Source organism: Streptomyces sp. NPDC000941, from assembly GCF_053599555.1.
The window spans coordinates 1-22,765 of record NZ_JBSFMM010000064.1; the positions used below are offsets into that span (position 1 = coordinate 1).

The 22,765-nt window shown below is 67.3% G+C and carries 21 protein-coding genes, 1 tRNA gene and 2 pseudogenes; 8 read left to right on the top strand and 16 right to left on the bottom strand.

What is annotated here, in order from left to right; all coding sequences use genetic code 11:
- Positions 1-139 precede the first annotated feature (139 nt).
- Positions 140-797, bottom strand: a pseudogene (locus ACWDSL_RS21520) (tyrosine-type recombinase/integrase); the annotation flags it as partial.
- A gap of 8 nt (positions 798-805) precedes the next feature.
- Between ACWDSL_RS21520 and ACWDSL_RS21525 the strand changes: the two are divergent.
- Positions 806-1,042, top strand: a complete 237-nt coding sequence (locus tag ACWDSL_RS21525) for a hypothetical protein (RefSeq protein ID WP_450487752.1) — start codon at positions 806-808, stop codon at positions 1,040-1,042.
- A gap of 325 nt (positions 1,043-1,367) precedes the next feature.
- On the top strand, positions 1,368-2,159 hold the full coding sequence (locus ACWDSL_RS21530; RefSeq protein WP_450487673.1) for a hypothetical protein: 792 nt from the start codon (positions 1,368-1,370) through the stop codon (positions 2,157-2,159).
- On the opposite strand, the gene ACWDSL_RS21535 is transcribed toward ACWDSL_RS21530, so the two are convergent.
- Positions 2,107-3,507 carry a hypothetical protein gene (locus tag ACWDSL_RS21535; RefSeq protein ID WP_450487675.1) on the bottom strand — a complete coding sequence of 467 codons (1,401 nt, stop codon included), beginning with the start codon at positions 3,505-3,507 and terminating at the stop codon, positions 2,107-2,109. The two genes, ACWDSL_RS21530 and ACWDSL_RS21535, sit on opposite strands and share 53 nt — an antisense overlap.
- A gap of 36 nt (positions 3,508-3,543) precedes the next feature.
- Positions 3,544-4,368 (bottom strand): serine/threonine-protein kinase, encoded by an 825-nt coding sequence (locus ACWDSL_RS21540; RefSeq protein ID WP_450487677.1) that lies wholly within the window; start codon positions 4,366-4,368, stop codon positions 3,544-3,546.
- A gap of 240 nt (positions 4,369-4,608) precedes the next feature.
- Between ACWDSL_RS21540 and ACWDSL_RS21545 the strand changes: the two genes are divergently transcribed.
- Together ACWDSL_RS21545 and ACWDSL_RS21550 are read left to right on the top strand one after the other, a co-directional pair.
- Positions 4,609-4,693: transfer RNA gene (locus tag ACWDSL_RS21545), tRNA-Ser, on the top strand.
- Positions 4,694-5,106: 413 nt separating this feature from the next.
- Complete coding sequence (locus ACWDSL_RS21550; RefSeq protein ID WP_450487679.1) at positions 5,107-5,793, top strand: hypothetical protein; 687 nt, start codon at positions 5,107-5,109, stop codon at positions 5,791-5,793.
- Here ACWDSL_RS21550 and ACWDSL_RS21555 read toward each other — a convergent pair whose 3' ends face one another.
- Both ACWDSL_RS21555 and ACWDSL_RS21560 read right to left on the bottom strand, forming a co-directional pair.
- A complete protein-coding gene (locus ACWDSL_RS21555) occupies positions 5,794-6,015 on the bottom strand; it encodes a DUF397 domain-containing protein (RefSeq protein ID WP_450487680.1) in 222 nt (73 codons plus the stop codon).
- Positions 6,008-6,802: a helix-turn-helix domain-containing protein gene (locus tag ACWDSL_RS21560; protein WP_450487682.1), complete on the bottom strand. Its 795-nt coding sequence runs from the start codon at positions 6,800-6,802 to the stop codon at positions 6,008-6,010. Before ACWDSL_RS21560 ends, ACWDSL_RS21555 begins: the two co-directional genes overlap by 8 nt.
- Positions 6,803-7,081: 279 nt before the next feature.
- Here ACWDSL_RS21560 and ACWDSL_RS21565 point away from each other — a divergent pair, with 279 nt between their 5' ends.
- On the top strand, positions 7,082-7,438 hold the full coding sequence (locus ACWDSL_RS21565; protein WP_450487684.1) for a hypothetical protein: 357 nt from the start codon (positions 7,082-7,084) through the stop codon (positions 7,436-7,438).
- Between the two features lie 103 nt (positions 7,439-7,541).
- On the opposite strand, the gene ACWDSL_RS21570 is transcribed toward ACWDSL_RS21565, so the two are convergent.
- Positions 7,542-8,036: a helix-turn-helix domain-containing protein gene (locus tag ACWDSL_RS21570; protein ID WP_450487686.1), complete on the bottom strand. Its 495-nt coding sequence runs from the start codon at positions 8,034-8,036 to the stop codon at positions 7,542-7,544.
- 657 nt (positions 8,037-8,693) lie between these two features.
- Here ACWDSL_RS21570 and ACWDSL_RS21575 point away from each other — a divergent pair.
- Positions 8,694-9,515 (top strand): helix-turn-helix domain-containing protein, encoded by an 822-nt coding sequence (locus ACWDSL_RS21575; protein WP_450487688.1) that lies wholly within the window; start codon positions 8,694-8,696, stop codon positions 9,513-9,515.
- Positions 9,516-9,589: 74 nt separating this feature from the next.
- Here ACWDSL_RS21575 and ACWDSL_RS21580 read toward each other — a convergent pair whose 3' ends face one another.
- A complete protein-coding gene (locus ACWDSL_RS21580) occupies positions 9,590-10,093 on the bottom strand; it encodes a hypothetical protein (RefSeq protein ID WP_450487690.1) in 504 nt (167 codons plus the stop codon).
- A gap of 96 nt (positions 10,094-10,189) precedes the next feature.
- Between ACWDSL_RS21580 and ACWDSL_RS21585 the strand changes: the two genes are divergently transcribed.
- Together ACWDSL_RS21585 and ACWDSL_RS21590 are read left to right on the top strand one after the other, a co-directional pair.
- Positions 10,190-10,813, top strand: coding sequence for a hypothetical protein (locus ACWDSL_RS21585; protein ID WP_450487692.1), 624 nt, complete (start codon positions 10,190-10,192; stop codon positions 10,811-10,813).
- A gap of 223 nt (positions 10,814-11,036) precedes the next feature.
- Positions 11,037-11,405 carry an SH3 domain-containing protein gene (locus tag ACWDSL_RS21590; RefSeq protein ID WP_450487694.1) on the top strand — a complete coding sequence of 123 codons (369 nt, stop codon included), beginning with the start codon at positions 11,037-11,039 and terminating at the stop codon, positions 11,403-11,405.
- A 308-nt stretch (positions 11,406-11,713) separates the two neighbouring features.
- On the opposite strand, the gene ACWDSL_RS21595 is transcribed toward ACWDSL_RS21590, so the two are convergent.
- From ACWDSL_RS21595 to ACWDSL_RS21635, 9 genes and pseudogenes are all read right to left on the bottom strand, one after another.
- Positions 11,714-12,826, bottom strand: coding sequence for a polyprenyl synthetase family protein (locus ACWDSL_RS21595; protein WP_450487695.1), 1,113 nt, complete (start codon positions 12,824-12,826; stop codon positions 11,714-11,716).
- Between the two features lie 116 nt (positions 12,827-12,942).
- On the bottom strand, positions 12,943-14,589 hold the full coding sequence (locus ACWDSL_RS21600) for a GAF domain-containing sensor histidine kinase (protein WP_450487749.1): 1,647 nt from the start codon (positions 14,587-14,589) through the stop codon (positions 12,943-12,945).
- Positions 14,586-15,272 (bottom strand): response regulator, encoded by a 687-nt coding sequence (locus tag ACWDSL_RS21605; protein WP_014178459.1) that lies wholly within the window; start codon positions 15,270-15,272, stop codon positions 14,586-14,588. Before ACWDSL_RS21605 ends, ACWDSL_RS21600 begins: the two co-directional genes overlap by 4 nt.
- Before the next feature lie 199 nt (positions 15,273-15,471).
- Positions 15,472-16,005, bottom strand: a pseudogene (locus ACWDSL_RS21610) (phosphatase PAP2 family protein); the annotation flags it as partial.
- Positions 16,006-16,164: 159 nt separating this feature from the next.
- Positions 16,165-16,842, bottom strand: a complete 678-nt coding sequence (locus ACWDSL_RS21615) for a response regulator (protein ID WP_450487697.1) — start codon at positions 16,840-16,842, stop codon at positions 16,165-16,167.
- A complete protein-coding gene (locus ACWDSL_RS21620) occupies positions 16,839-18,917 on the bottom strand; it encodes a PAS domain S-box protein (RefSeq protein ID WP_450487699.1) in 2,079 nt (692 codons plus the stop codon). The genes ACWDSL_RS21615 and ACWDSL_RS21620 overlap by 4 nt, the downstream gene beginning before the upstream one ends.
- On the bottom strand, positions 18,917-19,351 hold the full coding sequence (locus ACWDSL_RS21625) for a hypothetical protein (protein WP_450487701.1): 435 nt from the start codon (positions 19,349-19,351) through the stop codon (positions 18,917-18,919). Before ACWDSL_RS21625 ends, ACWDSL_RS21620 begins: the two co-directional genes overlap by 1 nt.
- Before the next feature lie 93 nt (positions 19,352-19,444).
- A complete protein-coding gene (locus ACWDSL_RS21630; protein WP_450487703.1) occupies positions 19,445-21,172 on the bottom strand; it encodes a hypothetical protein in 1,728 nt (575 codons plus the stop codon).
- Between the two features lie 25 nt (positions 21,173-21,197).
- A complete protein-coding gene (locus ACWDSL_RS21635) occupies positions 21,198-22,667 on the bottom strand; it encodes an ArnT family glycosyltransferase (RefSeq protein WP_450487705.1) in 1,470 nt (489 codons plus the stop codon).
- Positions 22,668-22,765: the final 98 nt, after the last annotated feature.

A 22,765-nucleotide genomic window follows, 5' to 3' on the forward strand; every position in this document is an offset into this window, starting at 1 on the left:
CAAACGGCCTGTGACCAGGTTTCCGCAGGTGAGCCGAAGGGGGTGAAACTCCCTCGTAATGCGTAGGTCAAGGGTTCGATTCCCTTAGGCGGCTCCACTGAAGCCCAGTTCAGACAGTGTCTGAGCTGGGCTTTTTTGTTCAGCGGATATGGCGACGGCGCCGCGCACGCGCCGCCTTGGCGCTCGTGGTCTCAGCTTTGGTCTCAGTTGCGGATTCCGGGCGGGGCATGAAGGCGTCTCCCATGCGGCGCATGGCGTCCTTGGAGAGGGGAGATCTCCCCTTCACGTACCGCCGAGGCTGACTGATCTGGGTGTGCCGGGGGATCTCCATGATCGTCGGCATGTCCACCCCCAGCTGGTTCAGGATTGTGCCTGCGGTGTGGCGGCTCCAGTTGTACAGGCGCCGGTTGTCGATCCCCGCTTCCTCGAGCAGCTCCTTGAGAACTCCGCCCAGTCGGCGCGCGGGTCCAGCGGCCGACCGTCCGGCCGCGTGGACATCGAGCCGTGTTCCTCCCACGCGTCGCCTGCGACGGCTCGCATCTCCTCCGGCCATGCCTTGTGCTCGTGCAGGTAGGAGATGAACGGCGGTGGGATCGGTACTGGGTTGGTGCTCTTCTTGGTCTTGGGGCGGATGAAGACCAGTCCGCCTCCTTTGCGTTCGGGGCATGCGCACGCGTCTTCGTGCAGCTTTTCGTGTACGGCTTTGGGCACCCGCGCTTGTAGTTCTTGTGCGACTTGCGCTCCGGCGGGCACGGCTCGAGCCGGTGCAGCCGAGACACGCAGGTGTGCGGATCCTTGCCAAGTCGTGAGCGCGACCACGCCCATGAGGCTGGAGGAGTACGCCGACTCCATTGGGGATGCCCGCATGGTAATCGACATGATCGCGGGCGCACTGCAACAGGTGCTCGTCCTCGCGGACTTGGGGCTGGAATTCCCGCAGGACGTGCCGTCTGGCGTCGTGGAAGCGTACGAGCGGCTGTGCCACGAGGGCTTTACCAGTCGGCTACTTCCCGCTGATGTGACGCCCTCGCGCGCTCGATGAGATCCGATGGGACGGGCAGCAACGCCCACGTGGTCCGTCCCAGACGTCATCCACCAGGAGCATCAGCTTGCTCTCGGCTTCCGTTGCAGTTTCCTTGCGGTTGACCAGCGCCTTTTCGTATGTAGAGCTTCCTGGCCTTAGTGGTGACCGCGACGCTGTTCACACGTGGTCCTGGATGAGATCAGACTTGTGTGTTGGTGACCGATAGAACGCGCTCCTAGCCGACTTCAGATTTATCCGTTTCGTTAGCGGAGTTTGAAGAAATTCCCGCTAGACTTCCAGTGCTAGTTTGTGTCGCGAGGCTCGACTTAAGGGAGTTGCGCTCATGCCCAAAGCGCAGTTTGCGAGAGAAGCCGACATGCTCGAACCAATCGTCAAGCAAGCGCCCAGGTTGATTGGCTCAAGCAGCAGGGTATTCTTCGAGGTTCAGTCAACGTCCGGCGTTCCTGACGTTGTTCTTGTTCGCTTCGATGAAGAGGCGATCCGCCAGCGGCGCGACAGGTCGCAAGCATTAATTCTTGACCTGGCGAGCATGAGTGTCTTGTTTTCTCTTCAGAAGGTATTGGGCGAGACGCTGTCACCTTCTCAAATTTCTAAGCGCACCCACTTGAGCCCTGGGCATATCTCGTCTTCTGTCCTGCCTCAACTCGCCCGTTCCGGGCATGTGGAGAAGCAGTCGAGAGGGCGGTGGCGGGCAGTAAGCCGATTCCGTAGTTTGGCCACTCGGATTTGCACAATCGAAGTCAAAATTCGAGATTGGCGAAGTGGCTATCAGCAAACTATCCGACACGGCTTGGCAGCCGACGAGGCTTGGCTGGTACTAGATGCTGAGCTATGTGCACCAGCCCTCGCCCATCGTGAGTGGTTCTCGATTGCTGGGATTGGACTTGCTTCTCTAGATCAGGAAATCGGCTTGCTGCCGCTAATTCATGCCAAGCCGACCAAGACCCGCTTGGGTGCGAGTGTTTATAGGGAGTTGTTGGTGGAGAGGGCTGCAGAGTTGTGCATGCGCGGAGAGGTGAGTGGCCCCATCCGTCAGGTCTTTGGAAGTGATCTGACAACTTCTACAGGGCCTGACCCCAGGCGTCCAAATGCTTGGGAGCCTGTTCGGCACTGACAGGTGGCAGGCCCGTCGCGAACCTTTGGGCGGCCGCCACGATCCTCCTAACGGCCGCATGCCTTCCATTACGTACCGAGTCTCGTTGCACCTTGGCTGTGAGTTCACCCATGCTGTGCAAGTGGTGGAGTGCCGAAAGTTCGTGCGACCACGGCTCGTTTGCGAATAGGGCAGGGCAGTATGGGCACGAGCATCGGAGATAACCGGGCGTCCTGGCCAGAACGTTGTGTGTGCTCCGATCCGGCGTGTGGAGGAGTTGCTTTTCAAAGTACCTTTCGATTGCGCCCTTTGCTCCCGCGCGAAAAACGTACTCGGCGAAAGCTTGATCGGTCCCGCTGACGCCAAGTCCGAAACCGGCAGCTCCGTGCGCGAGGGCGTACCAACCCGTCAACCCTGTCTGGGGGAGGAGCAAGCACCGTTCCTCATCCGCGCACAAGTTGGCGAGCTTCTTGATACCTGCAAGCAGCTCCGGGTTTTCCGGGGGAATGAATGCCTTACCTTGAGCCCACTGCACACGGACGTACAGGGTGTCAAACTGGTCTTGGTCCATTATTTGGTCTAGCAGACGGTTTCTAAGCGCCGTACTAGAAAGCCAGCGGGATGGCAATGTAAGGTTCAGCGCCGTACGCTCGCCTCGGCCCAGGCGAGATAGGACGTCGTCGCCTTGCTCGCAGGCCCTATCCAGAGATCGTTGAGGATCATCAGGGTCAAGGGCCCGTCCGGGAGTCAGGAGCAGATTGGCGCCGGCGGCTCGTTGTGCGTTGAGCACGCGTTGCACCCAGTCAGGTGCCTCGCTGTCGGCGAGGTACGGAGCGTATTTATATCCGCGAGCCTTGATTGGCTCTTTGCTGAGCCTCAGAACCTCTGTATCAAGAAGGTAGCATTGCGGGTCTGCAATCCGGAGCGCAGAAACCGGTGAAAGGTTGAAGAAGCTACGGTGGGACTGAGCATTGGCCGAGGGGATGTTTGCAATAATTCCCAGAGCCAAGCTGTCGCCGTAGGATGCATGGAGGCCAACAAGCACGCGAGGTATGTACTTGTAGTACCTCCCCCCTCGCCAAACAAGGTAAATGGGTCGCGATCCCGTTAATGCCTGATCGCGGTCAATTCTGGGCGGTGCGCTGCCGGTTTGGCTCGCCACAGATCCTGCTGGAGGAGTGGTAACCACGCTGCCTGCATCATCGCCACTTAGTATGAGAAAGCTATCTTCGCTCGGGAGTGGGACGTACTCGTCATCTGCATCCAGGTAGGCATTGAGTTCATCGTTCTGTAGCTGATCCTCGTCCACGACAGGCCAGTCGAATTCACCCTCAATTCCTGTCGACCAATCCAGGTCGTCTTCGGGCATCGGGTCGGGCTCGTCATGAGGCATGTAACCCCCCAGCTAGTTACCTCGGCTCAGGCGTATCAGATTGCTTGAAACGCTTCCTCGTTCGTGCTCCACTACCGACGTGAGACGGTCAAGAATCGAACTGACAGTCTTAGGGCAGTTGCCTGGCAGCGGCTGTGGCCCCCGGGAAAGGCGAGCGTATGCCTCATCGACAGTGTATTTCTCGCCGATCTCATAGAATGGATGCTTTCCGGTTAGGGACTGCCTGGTTGTTACTCCAATAGCCCACAGATCGGATGCTTTTCTAGCCCGCTGCCCGATAAGTTGCTCTGGCGCCATGTAAGGAACAGTGCCGATGTGGCCGGGATAGACGGTGATCGTGCTCGCGTCTATCTGCTTAGCTAGTCCAAGATCCAAAATTACCGGGCTTTCCCACCTCCCATCACGCAAGGCGATGTTTGCAGGCTTTATGTCGCGATGGATGGTGGCAGCTTTGTGTAGCGCCTGAGCTCCACTTAGGAGGCCCCGCAGGAACTCTTTTGCATGCTCTGGGGGAAGTGTCTCGCCATTAACCATTTGCCTCTCAATGTCACCGCCGTCGATGTACTCGAACCGCAATCCCGGCCTGGCTTTCCCGCCAAGTCGCACAGTAATGGGACCGTGGAAGGCGACGACGTTAGGCGAACTGACGCGCCGTAACCCCTCAACTTCGCGCTCTAGGCGGGCCATGGAGTAGTCGTCGGCGCATATGATCTTGACTGCCTCGTTGCCTACCTTCCAGGTGTCGCCAACGGCGCCAGCGCCAAGAAAGACGGCCCCCGCGCCTAGCTGACTCGCAACCTCCTCGGGCGTGAATCGTGGCACGGCAGGCTGGTTCAAGACTCTCCTCGCTTCATTGAGAACTACGATAAGTGATGGTCCGACCACACAATCATGCCGTATCTCGTCGTGTGTTCAAGAGGGCGAGCGGAACTCTGCATGCTCACGGCCCTGGTGGGTTGGCCGCAGTGTCACAGGTCTGGTCTCAGCGGGGGTCTCAGTCGCCCCTCCTTCCGCAGTGGCCCGACGCACCCACTGAAGTCCGGCGGGGGTGCACTCACCTGCGGTTTCAGTCTTGAGACGGACTTGCGTGGACACCCCCGGACCAAGATCGGGCAACTCGTAATGCGTAGGTCAAGGGTTCGATTCCCCTTAGTCGGTTCCACCGGAACCCCAGCTCAGGCAGTTGTCTAAGCTGGGGTTCTTCGTATCAACGGATACGGTGGCGGTGCCGTGCGTAAACCACCCGTGTGTTGATGGTGAGCATGTCCACGTCCGGTCCACGGTCAATGATCTTGCAGTGAGGACACCGAGATGAATGCCTGGTTACTGTCGTGCAATCGCAGGAAGTTCGACCTCGACAGGTTCAGGCTTGACGGCCAGAAGCTGACGTCATGGAGTGTTCATCGGTTCCGGGGCGAGTTGGGGGTGGGGGACCGGTTCGTTCTGTGGCTATCAGGGGCTGACGGTGGCCTTGTTGCACGCGGTCACCTGACAGGGGCACCCTCCAGGGATGCGTCCAATGACGCCTCGTATTGGCGTGAAGCCCCAGGCGTTCGCTGGTACGTCCCTTTGAAGGTGGACTGCTGGCTGGGCGCGCCGATTCCTCGCCAGAGCTTCCTGGACGATCCGGCAGTGGCAGGGGCCAGCATCGTCACCCAGCCGTTCGCGGGCAATCCGCATCGGTTGTCGGAGGAGCAGTGGAATGTAGTCCTTCGGCTCTTCCAGGAGGCGGCGGAAACCTCGGGAGCGCAGGGGCAGATGCAGGCCCTGGGTGTCGCGCCATCGGGCGGTTCGGCTGGCGTTCCCGTTGGTGGTGCTTACCGGACGGTGAGGGAGAGCACGCCACCAGCGATCGCCCGACGGGGCGTTCCTGACCCTGATCTTGTGGGCAGGAATTTCGCGGTGCACAGCCGACTTCAGAACGCTCTTGCCAGGGCGGTCGTGGAGCGCGGTCTGGAAGCGCTCTCGCCAGGTCCCGCCGACCCGGAGTTCGATCTCGCTTGGCGTGCGCGGGATGGCGAACTCACGGTGTGCGAAGTCAAGTCGCTCACGTCGGCGAATGAATCTTCACAGTTGCGCCTGGGCCTCGGCCAGGTTCTGGACTACCAGGACCAACTCTTTGAAAAGGCGAGGACGGTACGTGCTGTTCTATGGGTTGAGCGCGAACCGGCCGAACTTCGCTGGCTCGGCATCTGCCGTCGGGCCGGAGTCGAACTCGCGTGGCCCGGCAGCGAGGGCCGGGTGTGCGACTTGGCGTGCTGATCAGGTGGGGAAGTTCCCGTCCTTGAGGGCTGCGAGGAACGACGACCAACTGTCCACCGAGAAGACCACTGCGGGGCCGTGGGGGGTCTTGGAGTCGCGGACGGGGACGCCCGAAGGGCAGCCATCCAGGATTTCGACGCAGCTGCCTCCCTCGTTGTTGCTGTACGACGACTTCCGCCAGCCGCTCAGCGCGGCTGCGTCCCGGGTTATGTGCTCAGGCATGACGTCCGTACTCCTTCGACGTTGCCCTCATCAGGGCAAGTGACTCCTTCAGCGGCAGCGCGTCGCTCAGCGCGAGAGCGTATGCGCCCCTGAGCTGTTCGACCAGTGCCGGGGAGTCGTGCAGCTTGCCGATGGACACCCCTTCGCTGTAGGCGGCCGGGGGCTGGTCTTCGAACCACATCAGCGTCATCATGCTCGACAGCAGGGGGTGAGCGCCCAGGCCAAACGGCAGGATGTGAACACGCACGCGGCCGCTCTCCGCCAAGCGCACCATGTGCACGATCTGCTCCGCCATGACCTCCGAGCCGCCGACAGGGCGACGCAGTACCGCCTCGTCCAACAGAGCCCACACTACGGGCGTTATAGGGGCGTCGAGGATCTTCGCCCGCTCAAGTCGCGTGACGACGAGCCTGTCACACTCCTCATCACTCCGTGGGGGGAAGCCAGAGCGCAGGACCACACGCGCGTATCTTTCCGTCTGCAGGATGCCGGGTACGTAGGACAACGCGAACTCGTGGATCACCGTTGCCTGCTGTTCGAGCTGCCGCGCTGCCTCGAAGTAGTCGGCAACAGCGGCATCGCCGTGCGGCAGGAAGCTGCTCAGCACATTCCCCGTGTTCAGAGCCCGGTCCAGCCGCCGCGCGTCCTCCTTGGACGGGAAGCGGCGGCCCGCCTCGATATGTGCGATGTGCGAGCGGGTCATGAGTGCCGCGTCGGCCAGCTCCTGCTGGGTCATGCCCGCCGCTTCGCGTTGCTCCCTGAGCCAATCACCGTACGTATTGCCCACCGTCAACCCCCTTGTGACAAAACCTCTGTCACCTGCTGATTACTGGCGAGCCTAGCCCGTTCCATCTCACTCTGTGAGTGGATCGCTACACAGCGATGCCCACATGGAAGACCCCCGCGACCGCTACCGACGGCCCGGGGGCGTGGCCATCAACTGACAAGGGGTTGACGACATGTTGGACTGTATCGCCCGCATTATCGAGCCGCTGCTGCGGCTCCTGTGGCCGGCCGCGGGCCGCCACCGGGGCCCGCGCCTGATCCACGGCGTGGAGGTGGCCAAGTGATCAGGCTGCCGAGCGGGTCTCGACTGCTCCCGTGGTCCACTCCGGAGGGGAAGCCCTGTTACGTCGTCGGTGACGGGACCGGGTACGTGTCCCGTGTCGCCGATAACGTCGAGTGCGTGCAGCTTGACATGGCCGACAAACTGCTCGGCCACGCCGACGACATGCTTTCCGACCGCAAGACCACCCCCGTACAACTCCGCTTTCTCGCCACACGCCTGGCCGAGTCCCTGCGCGATGCGTACCGGATCGCCGAGAGCCGGGGCGCCCGGCTGTCCGCAGGCGAGGACGCTCGCAATCCTCACGTCGAGCCTGATGAGGACCCCGATGGCTCCGGCATCGAGCCCCACTCCTGACGGAGACCTGAGCCGCACCCGCCGAGCCCGGTGACGTATACCGCTCGCAGCCCTGGTATGCGTGACGCCGCCCTGTGCCGAATTGACACCGGGACCGGCCGGGTTACGGCGTCTGGAAGTGCCGCTTGCGGTATTCGCCCGGTGAGATTCCGTAGGCCTTCTTGAAGGCTCTGCCGAATACCGCGTCGTCCCGGAAGCCCCAGCGGGCACGGATCACGCCGACGGTGCGTCCGGGGTGGGTCGGGTCCGTCAGGTCGGTCCGGCAGTGTTCCAGGCGCTGTTCTTGGAGGAAGCCGCGGACCGTGCGCTTGTCGTGATGGAAGAGGAGGTGCAGATAGCGCACCGAGATGTGATGCTCTGCGGCGATCTGCTGGGGTGACAGGTGCGGTTCGCCGAGATTCCGGATGATGAAGGACTTGATGTCGTTGAGGAGTTCGGACCTTCGGGGGTGAGGCGAGAGCAGTCCTTGTGTCTCGGCCAGGCTCATGAGGAATGCGACCGAGAGGTCGACCACGGCCGAGCCGAGCCGTTCGGTCGGAGTCGACTCAAGGCCTTCCCAATGGTCGGCGAGCCCTTCCAGGAATCGGGCCAGGATCATTCCGGGGCCGGGCCTGGGAGGTGCGGGTCGGGTTGTCAGGCTTCGCAGCGCATGGTCCGGTATCGGTACCGCGCCGCGGGGGAGGTTCACCACCACGGCCTGTGTTGGGCCGAGGGTGGGAGTAGGGGTCTCGAATGGCCGTGAGCCCTCGTGCAGCGTCAGGGTGCAGATTTCCGTGGTCCCTGGCCGTGGGCGGGAGGACAGGAGAGAGAGCTGCCAGGTCCCCGGAGTTGGGCTCAGGAGCGGGCGGCGTGGTCGTGGTCGTGGTCGTGTTGGTGTTGGTTTGGGGAGGTTCACCAACGTAACGCGCACCGGGCCGAGTTCCAGGGCGCGTATCTCATCGGTCGTCTCATGGGGCGGCCTTTCGGTCGTGGGCTCTGAAAAGGAGTCGTGCGCTATCAAGGCCGGAAGGTGCCTTTCGGTCGGCCGAGTCCTGGCCGGGGGCATGCCACAGGACGCGAGCAGTGAGGGAGATGCGCATGAGCCGGGCGTGATGGGCGCCCGGGCGCTCGAACGTCAGCCGCAGCGCGGGGCTGACCCCTACACTCTTGACCGCTCAGGGCGTCCCAGGAAGGAAAGGGGCGTCTCATGGGATGTCTTGAGACGCCGCACCAACTCCGGATGGCCGCCCGCATACGGCGCACAGGGGGGCACAGCATGGGGCAACGCAGGTCGGACACGTCGGAAGCGCCCCGTCAGGCGGCTGTCGCCCTGACCTCTTCCGCGGGACGGCGACTGGCGGCCGAACTGCGGCGAATCAAGCAGGCGTCCGGGCTGAGTTTCGCCAGGCTCGAGGCGCGCACCAACTACAGCCGCGCTTCGCTCGAGCGTTATGTCAACGGCAAGCTGTTCCCCAGCCGCGACGCAGTCGAGGACATCGCGCAAGCCTGCGGGGCCGATCCGAGGCCACTGCTGGAACTGTGGGACGACGCGCTGGAGGCCGGTGCCCAGCCGCCACCCGATATGGCATCCCCCGCTGAAGCGGGGACTTCACCCGAAGCGGCGGCCTCGCCCGAGACCGCGGCTTCTCCCGGCGAGGAGCCCGGGCGTGCCCCGCGCGACGTGCGGTGGCGTCTGTCGCTGTTCGCGGGACTGGGGGTGGTGCTCCTGGCCCTCGGTCTTGTCTTACTGCCGTTCAGCCCGTTAAGTCCGTTCGGCTCCGAGCCGCAATCCAAGGCCGCTCCGACGAGCGGATGCCGCGACTACAACGCGGAAATGCGCGCCTATGCCGTCGGGACGATCTGTTGGACATCGGCCAGAGCCACGGTGACCGGATATGTGAAGAACCCGGATGGCACCGGCAAAGCGGTGGCCCAGCTGTGTGTCTCCAATCAGCCGAACGTCTGCTCGCGGACCATTGATCTGGCTGTCGCGGGGCCGGGCGGCACCTCCCGTTACCGCCGGACGGTCACCCTTCCGGCCGGGCACGGGGTGTGGGTCCGCACCTGCGCAGGGGATCTGTGCACCCAATGGGACTGAAAGGAGTTTCTCCGCTACGGCCCGGGGCGTCATTGACGCCAGGCGCACGGTTTTTGACGTCCAGCGCACTCAAATCAGCTGCGCTGACCGTTCGCTATGTCGGTGCGCATGGCCGAGCGCAGAGCCGCCATCGCGTCGATGTACGCACGGTGGGCGTCCCGCCATTCGGCGGATCCGGGGTCCTGGTCCCCTGACGTGCGGGGATTGCCGAGGGTGACCTCCGCCCTGCCCAGGACGTTCCGCATCGACCGCAGCGAGCGGTAGGCCGTCTCGGCGGCGTCGGCCACTGGCGGTGGGCCGACGAGCGCGACCTCGTAATTCAGGGACAGCAGGGAGTGGTTGCGCCAGGCGGTCCGAATGTCGGCTTCGTCCAACGGGGTCTGCTCGCGGATGGCGAGCAGCTGTAGTTCGCTGTCGGTGTTGGTGAGGGCTTCGAGATAGCGGGCGTACAGCTGCCGCCTGAGTTCGTACTGCTGGTGCCCTCGATCACGTTTTGAGCGAACGGTCTCGCCCAGCAGTGTCGATCCGACCCCGACCACCGCGCCGAGCAGCGTGCTTATGGGCGTAATCCAGTCCATGAGCCGTAAGCGTAGGTCGGGCGCGCAGGACCAGCTCTTGGCGGCTGCGGCATGCTTGCTGCCCGACAGGCGCGCGCGAGGCAGGGAGCAACAGGCATGGGAACGCCCGAGTCCGTCGTGGCCACCGGGGCGAAGGCGGCGGGGGCTGCGCCGTCCCGGGCGCGCCGGCTGGTCAAGTCGCTGCTGTGGGCCGTGTCGGTGCCGCTGATGTTCACCGTGGCGGCGTGGCTGGCGCAGGTCCCGTCGGTGGGCATCTACGTCGGAGTCGTGGTCGCGCTGGGGACGTTCGCCGTCGCGGCGTCCGTGGCGGGCGGCATCTGGCACCGGGCGGGGGCGGCGGTGCTGGTGTCGTGCGCGGGGTTCGCGTTGACGCTGTTCGCCGGGCCGGGGCTGTACGAGCTCTATATGAAGACCATGGGAGAGAAGGCACCCGCCGTGGTCACCGAGGTCGAGTACCGCGACGAGCAGCAGTACTGCACGGTGGAGGAGACCGCCGGGGACCACGCCGTGCATGAGATATCGCAGCAGCAGAACTGCTTCGACCACATCAAGCGGCACCAGCGCGTCGCGCTGCGCAAGGACCCGATGGGGGTCCTTGCGCCCCGGCTGCCGGACGGGCCCGACCAGGAGGGCCAGACCGCTCTCACGCTGGCAGTCTCCGGCGGGCTGTTCGTGGTGACCAGTGCCTCGATGTTCTACGCGGGGCAGCGCAGGCGCTGACGGGTGCTGGAATACGGGGCGTACGGAACTGGGGCCCGGCCCTGGGGCGTCAAATGAGACAACTGGATGCTGTCATTCCGCCTGCCTTTCCGATGGATCCAGCCAACGCGTAATGCCTCTGGCTGAAAACACCCTGACCTCTCACCAGATTCGTACATACGCTCGACGAGCACATCACGGTGGGACGTCATGAGGATGACGCCCGCAGAGCAAAGGGAATGCGTTGAAGAGAAACAAGATGTGGGCAGCGGTCGCTCTGCCTCTCCTGGTCGGCTCGGCCACCCTGACTGCCGCCCCATCGGCCGGTGCCGCCACCACGGGCACCGCCGCATGCACCCACCCGTCCTGGCGCGACGTGGACACCGGGACCGGCTACCTCCTGAACCGGGACGGCTCCGCGCCGCTGCGCAGCGGCCCGAACGCCGAGTGCTCGACGAACATCACCGTCTTCGCGGGCCGTCTCTCCTACGACTGCTACGTGGTCAACTCCGCAGGTAACACCTGGACCCACGCGAAATACGACGACACCGGGACCAGGGGCTGGATCTACGACGGCAACCTGAACGACGGCGGTGCGCAGACGCCCTGCTGACGTGATGACGTGATGACGTGATGACGGCAGGGGCGCCGAACGTTGCTGCCCCGCCCCCGTAGGGAGCAGGGGCACCCCGATCGGGTGCCCCCTGGAATACGGGGCGCCGACGGGCGGGTTTCCTCGCTGTGGTTGCCAGGGAGCGATTCAGACGGCTGTCGGAGGCCGTCCGGCGGTCCTCGCGGGTCGGCGGTCGGCGCCGGGGAGCGGGCCGCCCCGGGCCTCCCGTAACAGCCGAAGACTGCCGCTGTCGTGCGTCTACGGAGCCGGAACCGGAGCCCGGCGCCGGCCCCGACCCTGAGGCCGTCTCACGGCTGCGCCGCTTCGGGGAGTCGCTGCTCCGCGGCGACCAGCGAGGACGCGGCCGGGGCTGAGGGCGAGGGCGGCGGTACGGCCGGGCGGTCGCGCGTCACCACCTCGCACAGGTCCTCCAGCGCACGCCGCGCCGCGCACGCGGGCAGCGGCGCCAGCGCCGCGCGGGCCTCTTCGGCGTAGCGGTCCGCGGCCACCCGGGCCTGTTCCAGGGCGGGGTGGGCGCGGAACCGGCGCAGCGCCTCCGCGTAGCGCGTCTCGTCCGTCTTGTTGGTGAGTTCGGTGGTGAGCAGTTCGCACAGCTCACGGTCCTCGGACGAACCGGTCGCCGCCGCCCGCGCCCGCAGATACAGGACCGGCAGCGTCGCGAAACCCTCGCGCAGGGTGGCGCCCGGGTGGCCGCGCGGTACGCCCCCGGCCCCGCCGGTCTCGGCGATGTCCAGTACATCCTCGGCCAGGCGGCAGGCCACGCCCAGCCGTTCGCCGTACCGGGCGAGTACGCCGGCGACGTCCCGCCCGGCGCCGGACGCCAGTGCGCCCAGCCGCCCGGAGACCGCGATCAGCGAGCCCGCCCTGCCCGCGAGGACCTCCAGATAGTGCTCGATCGGGTCGCGGTCGCCGCGGGGCCCGGCCGTCTCCAGGATCTGGCCGGTGACCTGCTGCCGGAACGCGTCGGCCTGGATCCGTACGGCCTCCGGGCCCAGGTCGGCCAGCAGATGCGAGGCGCGGGCGAAGAGGAAGTCGCCGGTGAGGACCGCCACCGAGTTGTCCCAGTTGGCGTCGGTGGCGGGCGTACGGCGCCGGGCGTCGGCGTCGTCCAGTACGTCGTCGTGGTAAAGCGTCGCCAGGTGCGTCAGCTCGACGACGACGGCCGAGGGCACCACGCCCGGTGCGGCCGGGTCGCCGAACCGCGCGGCCAGCAGCACCAGCAGCGGCCGCAACCGCTTGGCGCCCGCCCGCACCAGGTCCTGGGCGGCCTCGGTGATGAACGGCACATCGCTTTTCGTGGCCTCCAGCAGGCCCGCCTCGACCGCCGCAAGACCGGTTCGGACGCCGGCCTCCACCGTGCGGTCCCGCAGGCTCAGCCCCATGGGCTCGAGGAGGGTCACGGACGGGTCTCCTGTCTGTGGGTGGCGGTCGGCCTTACCGGCATCAGGAACGTAGCAGGGGACAGGAATATAGCGGGGTAAATATCCCATATGCCGCTTGGTCCGGCCGTGAGGGTTTACGGCTCCGCCGGGACGGTGGCCCGGATACGGCTGCCCCGGCCCGGCCGGCTGTCCACGTTCAGCGTGCCGCCCACCTCCCGGGCCCGCTCCCGCATGGACAGCAGGCCCAGATGGCCCGGGAAGGACCGCCGGGAGTCGAAGCCCACTCCGTCGTCGGCGACCGTCAATGTGACGGTGCCCGGGCCACTGAGCAGGTGGAGGCGTACATGCCGCGCCCCCGAGTGCTTGGCGACGTTGTGCAGAGACTCCTGGGCTATCCGGTAGAGGGCGTGCTTGGCCTCCGGAGTCGTCTCCGGTTCCGCGCCGAGTGTCGCCTCGGCGGCGATGCCGTACCGGTCGCGGAGCGCCGCCACATGTCGCGTGAGCGCGGCGACCAGGCCCTCGGCCTCCAGCGTCTCGGGCCTGAGGCGGCCCAGCAGGAGCCGGGTCTCGGCGATCGCGGCGTCGGCGAGCTGCCGGATGTAGTCGATCGGCTCGGCCAGCTCCGACATCGCGTCGGGGTTACAGGCAGCGTCATCGCCCGTGTTCCGGTTCAGCAGCTCGCGGGCGGTACGCGCGCCCAGGGTGATGCCGTACAGGGCCTGGGAGACCGAGTCGTGCAGCTCCCTGGACAGCCGCCGCCGCTCGTCCAGGGCGCCCTTGTCCCGCGCGGCCGCCCGCCACCGTTCGCCCTCCACCGCGTGGGCGGCGTGTCCGGCGATCCCGTCGAGGAGGGTCAGATCGAAGCCGTCGGGCCGTCGTCCGGGCGGGTAGCGGCAGTGCAGCACACCGGTCACCCGCCCCTCGCACAGCAGCGGCCAGGCCGCGCCGGTGCGGTCGTCGCGGAGCGTACGGACGACGGGGGCGGCGGAGGCGACGGCCTCCCGGACCTCCTCCGGCGCGTCTTCCGGAGCCGTCCCGTCCAGCTTCAGTCCGTCCGGCTTCTGTCCGTCCGGCTCCAGCAGCCGGACGGCGCATTCCGCCGCGCCCGTATGCGCCACGGCCGCGGCGGTCAGCCGGTCCAGCGTCCGCCGTACTCTGTCCGTGGCAGTCCCGATGACGGCCAGCCTGCGCAGCTGTTCCCGGGTACGGAGCTGGGCGGCTGCCAGGGCGGCGGGCGCGGCGAACCGCTTCAGCGCGCGCCGGTCGCCCGAGGTGAAGCGGCGCGGACGGCGGTCGGCCACCTCCAGGACGCCCACGATCCGCCCGCTCACCGTCAGCGGTGTGTCCAGGACGGCCGTGAGCCCGGCCGTACGCAGTGCGTGCCGCCGCGCGGCCTCCGACGGGCCGCTGGGAGCGGGCGCCTCGGTGCCGTCGGCGGCCCGTACGGTCAGGACCTCGCCGCGGGCCAGAGCATCGGCCTTGCCCGGAGCGTCAGCGATATCCGAGGCGTCAGCGATACCCGGGGCGTCAGCGATACCCGGGGCGTCAGCGATACCCGGGGCGTCAGCCATGCCTGTGCTTGAGCCTGAGGCACTGCCCACGGCCAGGCCCCCGGCGGGCTCCGCCACCAGCACCCGCGCCGCGTCCGCGCCCATGGCTTCCCGCGCCCGCCGTACGACCAGCCGCAGCAGCTCCTCGCCGGGCTCCGCGTCGAGGACACGCCGCTGGACATCGGCCAGGGCGCGCCGCCGCGCCCTGGCCCGGCGTCGGACAGCGATCACGCCGACCACCAGTGGTCCCGTGTCGCGTCCAGCGGTTCGGGCGTGGTGAGCTCCCCGGCCGGCACCAGCCCCGACTGGACGGCGTACACCGCGGCCTGGGTGCGGCTGTGCACCCCGAGCTTGGTCAGGATGTGGCTCACATACGTCTTCACCGTCTGCTGTCCGATCCGCAGATCGCGGGCGATCTCCTTGTTCGACTTGCCGCGCGCGAGCATCGTCAGGACCTCGGCTTCCCGCTCGGTCAGCTGTTCCGGCCCGCTCGGGGCCCTGACCTGGCCCATCAGCCGGGAGGTCGCGTCGGGGGAGACCTGGATCCGGCCGGCGGCGGCGCCCTTGACCGCGCTTCTCAACTCGTCGGCCTCGGCGTTCTTCAGCAGAAAGCCGATCGCGCCCGCCCGGACCGCGCCCATGACCATGGTGTCGTCGAGGGCGCTGGTCAGCGCCACGACCTCCACCTCGGGGAGGTCCTGGCGGATCTCGGCGGTGGCCGAGATCCCGTCCATGACGGGCATCAGCAGATCCATCAGGACGACGTCGGGGCACAGCTCGCGGGCCAGCCGTACGGCCTCCCGGCCGTTGGTCGTCTCGCCGACCACCTTGATGTCGTCGTCGAGGCTCAGGATCATCCGCAGGCCCTGCCGGACGACCGCGTGGTCGTCGGCGATCAGAACTCGAAGTGCCACTTTGGCTCACCTGCTCACGGGACGAGTGCGGATACGGGCATATACGGTCGGCCGGGGGCGAGCGCGCCCCGAACCGGCCGAGTCGGCCGAGCCATCCGCTCCGTTCGAGCCGCCGCTCCGCCACGGCGACGTACGGCTCGAACAGCGGCAGGGCCAGCAGTACCAGCGCCCCGGCGGCCCAGCCGCCCAGCACGTCGCTGACCCAGTGAGTGCCCAGATAGACGGTGGCGAGACCGATCGCGAGGGCCATGACCCCGGCCGCCGCGCCCGCCGCCCGGCGGTGGCGGGTCGCGAGATAGGCCAGGGTGCCCCAGACGACGACCCCGTTCGCGGTGTGGCCGGAGGGGAAGATCATCCCGCCGTGGAACAGCTCGGCCGAGCCGAGGGTGTGCGCGTAATGCGGGCCGAGGCGGCCCACGCCGAGCTTGACGGCGCCCACGCTCGCGTTGAGGAGCGCGAGGGCGAGGCCGAAGACGAGCACCGGGCGCGCGCTTCCGGTACGCCAGGAGCGCCGGCCCAGCCAGGCCAGCGCCGCCAGCGCGGTGGGGCCGCGCTGGCCCGCGATGATGAACACATCGAGCGGGCCCTGGGCCCACGGCCACTGCTTGTACGGCTTGAACATCGCCACGCGCCAGTCGAGGTCGACCAGGGGCGAGGTGGTGAACACGCCCACCGCGACCGCCGCGTAAGTCGCGGCGGCGGCCAGCAGGAGGATCCGACGGCTGCGGCGCATGGGGAGGGAACTCGGCTCGGGCCGTCCGGAATTCCCCCTTGTGGGGATTTTGTCTCACCTGGTTGGGGTCAGCCGGGTGGGGTCGGCCAGGTGGGGTCGGCCGGTTGGGGGCAGCCAGGTGACGTCAGCCGGGTGGGGTCGGCCAAACGGGAGTCGGCGTCACTCCGGTTCCACATGGCGGAAGCCCCAGTCGGCGGCCTTCGCGACCGCCTCCAGTTGGGACCGCACTTCCAGCTTCTCCAGGATCTTGCGCACATGCGTTCGTACGGTGGCGTAGCTGATGCTCAACCGCTCCGCGACCGCCCGGTTGTCCAGGCCGTGGCTCATCAGGGTCAGGATCTCCTGCTCGCGCGGGGTCAGGCTCTCCAACCGCTCGGTCTGCTGGGCGGAGGAGCGCGCGGTCTCCCGGTGCCGGGCCAGGACCTCGACGAGGGTGCTGGCCGGGATGAGGGTTTCGCCCTCGGCCGCCGAGCGGATGGCGTCGGCGATCTCGTCACCGCTCGCCGACTTGAGCAGATAGCCGCAGGCCCCGGCCTCCACCGCGGCCAGCAGCGCCGAGTCGCTGGCGTCCGCGCTGAGGATCACGATGGCGGTGGAGGGGTCGTTGGCCCGGATCGCGGCCGCCGCGTCGGCGCCCGTGCCGTCGGGCAGGCGGAAGTCGACGAGGGCCACATCGGGGCCCAGCTCCTTGGCCATGGGGACGACTTCCGCGACCGAGTCGGCCCACCCCACCACGGTCAGGTCCGAGTACTCCGCGAGCAGCGCCCACAGCCCCTCGGCCACCACCCGGTGGTCCTCGACGATCAGCACCTTGGTGAGATCGGCCGGCGCGGTCACGGTTGCGTGTCCCCTTCCGGACGATCCAGGAGGGTCGATGCGTCCGAGCCGTTCGCCGTGTCCGGTACGTCCGGCAGATCCGGCCCGTCCCGTAGAACCTCCAGGTCCGGTGCCGCGGACGCCCCCGGTACATCCAGGGAACCCAGAGAGTCGGACGGACCCAGGGAATCCGGGAAGCCTGGGGCGTCCGCCGGACCGAAGGGCAGCGGGCCGTGGCCGGGCGTCTCGCCGAGCGGCACCCAGAACTCGACCGTGGTGCCCGCGCCCGGCGCGCTCTCGATACGGCACCAGCCGCCCGCGATCTGGGCCCGCTCCTGGATGAGCGACAGGCCCAGATGGCCGGGGCGGGACTCCACCTCGAGCGGGTTGTAGCCCTGGCCGTCGTCCACGATCCGCACCAGGCAGCCCTCGTCGAGCCCCAGCAGCTGCACATGGACCGTCTTCGCCCGCGCGTGCTTGCGCACGTTCATCAGGGCTTCCTGCGCGGTGCGGTAGATCAGGGCCATGGTCTCGGGCGGGGGCTTGGCCGCGGTCCGGTCCTCCAGCCGGTATTCGACGCCCGTCTCGGTGCGTATCTGCTCCAGGAGCCCGCGCAGCGCGGCGGCCAGGCAGCCGTGCTCCAGGCTGGACGGCCGCAGGTCGAAGATCAGCTGACGCAGCCGGCTCAGCGAGAGCTTGAGGGTTTCGTCCAGCTTCTCCATGATCCGCTGCTCGTCGGGGTCGCGCAGCCGCCGCCGCAGCTGCTGCAGCCGGAGGCTGGCGGCCGTGATGACCTGGATGGTGTCGTCGTGGATATCGGCGGCGATACGTCCGCGCTCCGCTTCCTGGGCGTGGACGAGATGGCTGAGCAGCGCCTGGCGGTCCCGGTCGGTGATCTCCAGCAGCTCCAGGCTGCGCTCCAGGACGAACTGGGCCCGCTGCACCTCGGTGATGTCCTTGATGGCCAGCACGGTCAGCAGCCCGTCCTCGGTGCGCAGCGGGATGATGCTGACGTCGGCCGGGAACTGCTTGGCGTCGCTGCGCCGCCCGACCAGCTCCATGCTGTGGCCCAGGGGCTCCTCCGCGGAGTCGGCCCAGTCGCGCAGCGAGATGGTCAGCGGCTGGTCGGGGAGGAGCGCCTCGACGGCGCGGCCGATCAGCTGGTCGCGGTCGTAGCCGAACAGGGCCTCGGTGCGGCGGTTGGCCGTCTGGATCCGCCCGGCGGCGTCCACGATCACCATCGCGTCCGGGGAGGACTCGATGACCTGCCGGAACCGGCCCTCGGCCGCCCGCAGCTGGCTCAGGTCCGCGACGAAGACCACACACCGGGGCCGCCTGCCCTGCAGATGGCCGCCGCTGAACTGGGCGGGGAAGTCGGTGCCGTCCCGGCGCCGGCCGGTCATCGCGGAAGGGGCGGTGAACTGCCGCCCGATCAGCTGCTCGGCGGCGGTGCGGTAGCGGTCGGGGACCAGGTCGCGCAGCCGCTTGTCGCGGAGCTCGGCCGAGCTGTAGCCGAACATGTGCCGGGCGTGTGCGTTGGCGGACTCGATCCGCCCGCGGGCGCCGACGATCAGCACCCCGCACGGCGCCTGGCCGAGCAGTTCCAGATACGACTCCTCGAGCCGGTTGCCCACCAGCTCCTCGAACCGCCAAGAGGCGCGGTCGGCCCGTCGCAGCGGCTCGGTGCAGTCGGCGACGAGCTCCCCGGCCATGGAGAACTGGTCGCGGGCGGCCCGGGTGATCGCCTCGAGTATTTCTTCGGCGGGGGTGCCCTTGACCAGGTAGCCGGTGGCCCCGACCGCGAGCATGTTGAGCACGGTCTCCCGGTCGCCGTGGGCCGAGAGGGCCACCACGCGGGCTCCGGGCACCTGCTCACGGATGGCGCGGACGCTGCTGGGCGCGTCGCCCTTGGGCATGTGCACATCCATGACCACGACACGGGGGCGGTGCTCCACCGCGGCGCGTACGGCCTGCTCGTGGTTTACGGCCAGGCCCACCAGCGCCAGGTCGGGGTGGGAGTCGATCAGGTCCGCGAGCGCTTCCCGGACCACGGGGTCGTCATCGGCCACCACGACTCGGATCCGGTCGTCGCGCATCAACCTCCACCTCCCTTGAGGACGGCACCTTGGAGCTCCAAGGTGGTCAGTTCGTCACGTCTGCAGTGCGCCAGCGACGGCATGACCGCCGCCAGCGGGGCCACCAGCACCTGGTAGTGGCTCCCGATGCGGTCGCATACGGCGACCGCTGCCGCCGCGTCCCACACCGCGGCCCAGAAGGCCCAGTCGTGCCGGCCGTGTGCCCGGGCGGTGTCCAGGGCGGCGCGGCGCGCCACGGAGGCGGCGACCAGGATCCGGTACTGCTCCTCGTCGGACGTGGTGCGGTGGACCTCAGCCCATCCCTCGGCGCGGGTCTGGCTGGAGGTCTGCTTCCACAGATCGGCCACGCGGTCGATCTCCTCCGGGGAGAGGTCCTCGATGTGGGTGAGGAATTGTAGGACTCTTCGAGAATTCGGGCCGAAAATAACACTCATAGGACACTCCAGGACATGCATGGTACAACTATGGAACACCGGGCTTGTCTGTGACTGTCCCTGGCCGGCCCCCCGGCCTGTGCGCACACGTGCCTAGTGCCCCTGGCCCTGGCCACTCGTGTTGTTGATGCCGGCCTTGGCGACCCCGCCGCTCTTGGAGCCGATGAGCTTGAAGGACACGCCGTTCTCGTCGGCCGTGGTGATCCGGTACGAGCCCACGGCCGCCGCCTTGCCCCGGCCGTCGACCTGGAAGACGGCGATCTTCCGCCCGGCGACGCTTCCGCTGCCGGCGTAGACGGTCACCGTCTCGTTGGGCGCGAACCCGGAGCAGTAGAAGCTCAGCGTGGTGCCCGCCTTGCCGCCGAAGGTGCTGGGCTCGGCGCTGGGGGAGTACGGCAGCACGGTGAAGCCCGAGCGGACCACGGCCCGGCTCTGGTCGCCGATCGCCGTCAGGCTCTGCCTGCCCTTCAGTCCGAACGGTACGTCGAACGCCACGTCGCGGATCTGGCCGAAGGAATTGGCCTGCGTGGTGAAGGCGGGGAGACCGCTGGTGGCGTTGATGTAGACCAGCACCCGCTCGTTCGGCGCGAACCGGTTCCCCGACAGCCTGATCCGCTGTCCGGCCTTCAGCGCGTACGGGGAGGACTTGATCGCCGGGTACAGGCTCAGCATCTGGAACGGCGCGGTGGCCGTGGTCTTGCTCTGCTGGCCGACCAGCACCAGGGTGCTCTGGCCCGTCGGGGCGACGCCGACCCTGATGTCGGCGCGGCCCACCCCGCCCGAGGTGTCGGTGCGCAGCCTGGCGACGGGGGTGCCGGTGGTCCGGCCCCAGAAGACGTTGATCTGCTCGCCCGGCTTGAAGCCGCGGGCGCTGATCGAGACCACGTCGCCCGGCCGGCCGACCATCTTGTTGATCCGCGCGGTGCCTATCGCGCCGCCGCTGATCAGCTCGGCCTTGGCCGACCGGCCGCCGCCGCGCTGCTGTGCGACCAGCGTGCCGGGCCTGCCGCCCAGCGACTCCGGCATGGTGAAGTTCGCGTAGAGCGAGCCGTGCTTGTCGGTGCGGACCGTGCGGATCGCGCGGCCCTTGCTGCCCGACCGCTTGGTCGTCAGCAGCAGGTCGACCGTGCTCTTCGGGGCGAAGCCGCCGCCTTCGACGGACGCCTTGCCGCCGGGGGCGACCAGGCCCGGGTTGATGACGATGATCGGGCCGGAGGCCTGCGGGACCCGCTGGTTGCCCAGCTTGATGGTCTTGGGCTTCTTCGTCGGAATGACGTCCTGCTGCTGTTGCGTGTCGCTCTTCTTCTGGCCGCCTCCGCCGCCGGATGTGTTGAGGGCGTTCCCGAGGCCGCCGCCCGCGACCATCTTGACCAGCGATCCGACGATCGCGATGGCCACGATGCCCAGCAGGACCGTCTTCCAGGAGACCCGTTTGCGCTTCCCCTCGCCGGCGCCCGGCTCCCCCGGAGAGGCATCGGAGGTTCCGGAGGCATCGGAGGCGTGTGAGGCCTTGGAAGCCTTGAAGGTCTTGCGGGTCCTGGTGGCCTTGGCGGACTCGGCGCCGCGCCTCGGCGGGGGCTCGTCGTAGTCGGCGTAATCGTCACCGGAGCCGTCGTAGTCGTCACCGGAGCCGTCGTAGTCGTCGTATTCGGCGTACTTGTCATACTTCTCGTCGTCGCCGTATTCGCCGTAGCCGTCGCCCCCGCTGTCGCTCCTGTCGCTCCTGTCGCCTCCGTCGTCCCCGCGCTGCCCGTCTGCCTCACGGGTGTCGTAGTTGTCGTCGTACTCTTCGTACTCGTCGTAGTCGTCGTACTCGGGCATGGCCTTCACCTCCTCTTCCGGCGGGCTATTTGTTCACCCGATAGATTTCCAGCCTGATGCCGCCGCGGATGTCCGCCCATACCCTTTCCGAATTCCGTAGCGCCGCCAGGATCCAGTTCTCCCGGCCGTCGCCGTTGTTGCGGTGAATTGCGTTGCGCATCTTGTTGGACATGATGATGTAGTCGACGTTCTGCCATCTCTTACGGAAGAGCTTGTCCCGCAGGGCAGGGTCGGACGAGGCGTTCCAGTGGGAATGCGCGTACGGGTAGAACGGATGCACGTCATGCAATTCACCCCACATGTCGTCGTCCATGATGATGCGCGCCTTGGGCGAGACGTGCTTACGGACCCAGGCGATCTGTGCCAGCTGCATATGGGTCAGGGCCAGCTTGTGCTGGTACTGGTCCGCGACCGCGACGTGGCCCTCGGTGTTGACGGTCAGGATGTATCCGGTGGAGGGCGAGGCCAGCAGCATGACGGCGAGCAGCACGGGCACCGCTATCCGCACCTTTGCACTCGCCCGGCCGAGCACCTTACGGAGCACCGGCCGCCGCAGCAGTCGGTCCGTGACCATGCCGATATTCATGGCGAACATCGGAATCAGCGGGGTGATGTAGAAGTCCAGCACCACGCTGCCGCGCAGCAGATAGAAGGCATATCCGAAGCCCAGCGTCCCGGCGACGAAAAACCCCAGATCCCGCCGGTGTTTCCGCATTCCCCACCACAGGCTGATGACCGTGGTGGCCATTCCGGCCAGCAGCAGGAACGAGTCCCGGGGCAGCCAGCTTGTGTACAGCAGGCCGTGGTGGTTGAGCAGGCTGCCCTGACTGCGGTTGATCTGCCACCACAGGGTGTAGAGCAGCGAGACGTGGTCCGCCGGCGGGTTGGCCAGGTCGAAGTCGAGCCCGCTGGGCATCAGCTCGTTCTTGAGCAGGGCGTAGGTGACATACGCGCCGACCGGCGCCGCCGCGGCGAATGGCCACAGCGCACGGGTGAACCGCCGGCTCGCGGAGCCCTGGATTCTTCGATAGAGCAGATACATGAAGGTCGGGGCGAAGAAGAGCGCGTTCTCCTTCGTGATCAGTGCGATGCCCAGGGCGATTCCGCCGGCGAACGCGGATCTGATCGTGGTCTCGCGGCGCAGCAGGGCGTACAGAGCCAGCAGCATCCAGAAGATCATCAGGTTGTCCAGCAGCACCTGACGCTGGTAGTAGACCGAGATCGGCGAGAGGTTGAAGAAGAACGCGGCGATGGTGGCGGCCAGCACGGTGCCGGACAGCCTCCGGGTGACCTCGAAGAGCAACACGACCGAGGCCAGGTGCACCAGCAGCATCAGGAACCGGCCGGTGTTGATCGCGTTGCCGAATGCCTCGAACTGCTTCGGCAGCGGGAACGCCCAGCCGGCCAGCGTGATCCAGCCCGCCGGGGCGTGGTCGTAGTCGTAGGTGTACGGGGACAGCCGGGTCTCCCGGACCAGCGACCAGGCCCGCTGCATATAGATGCCCTCGTCGGTGAGGTACAGCGGATAGCGGAACAGGTGGTAGCCGGTGCTGAGCAGCCCGGTGAGTACGGAGAAGAGCAGCGCCAGCCGAC

Coding starts and splice junctions, on each gene's coding strand:
- ACWDSL_RS21530 (WP_450487673.1), top strand. CDS start 1,368: ATGCCCAAAGCGCAGTTTGCGAGAGAAGCCGACATGCTCGAACCAATC.
- ACWDSL_RS21535 (WP_450487675.1), bottom strand. CDS start 3,507: ATGCCCGAAGACGACCTGGATTGGTCGACAGGAATTGAGGGTGAATTC.
- ACWDSL_RS21555 (WP_450487680.1), bottom strand. CDS start 6,015: ATGCCTGAGCACATAACCCGGGACGCAGCCGCGCTGAGCGGCTGGCGG.
- ACWDSL_RS21570 (WP_450487686.1), bottom strand. CDS start 8,036: ATGATCCTGGCCCGATTCCTGGAAGGGCTCGCCGACCATTGGGAAGGC.
- ACWDSL_RS21575 (WP_450487688.1), top strand. CDS start 8,694: ATGGGGCAACGCAGGTCGGACACGTCGGAAGCGCCCCGTCAGGCGGCT.
- ACWDSL_RS21580 (WP_450487690.1), bottom strand. CDS start 10,093: ATGGACTGGATTACGCCCATAAGCACGCTGCTCGGCGCGGTGGTCGGG.
- ACWDSL_RS21585 (WP_450487692.1), top strand. CDS start 10,190: ATGGGAACGCCCGAGTCCGTCGTGGCCACCGGGGCGAAGGCGGCGGGG.
- ACWDSL_RS21620 (WP_450487699.1), bottom strand. CDS start 18,917: ATGCGCGACGACCGGATCCGAGTCGTGGTGGCCGATGACGACCCCGTG.
- ACWDSL_RS21625 (WP_450487701.1), bottom strand. CDS start 19,351: ATGAGTGTTATTTTCGGCCCGAATTCTCGAAGAGTCCTACAATTCCTC.
- ACWDSL_RS21630 (WP_450487703.1), bottom strand. CDS start 21,172: ATGCCCGAGTACGACGACTACGACGAGTACGAAGAGTACGACGACAAC.
- ACWDSL_RS21635 (WP_450487705.1), bottom strand. CDS start 22,667: ATGCAGCGGGCCTGGTCGCTGGTCCGGGAGACCCGGCTGTCCCCGTAC.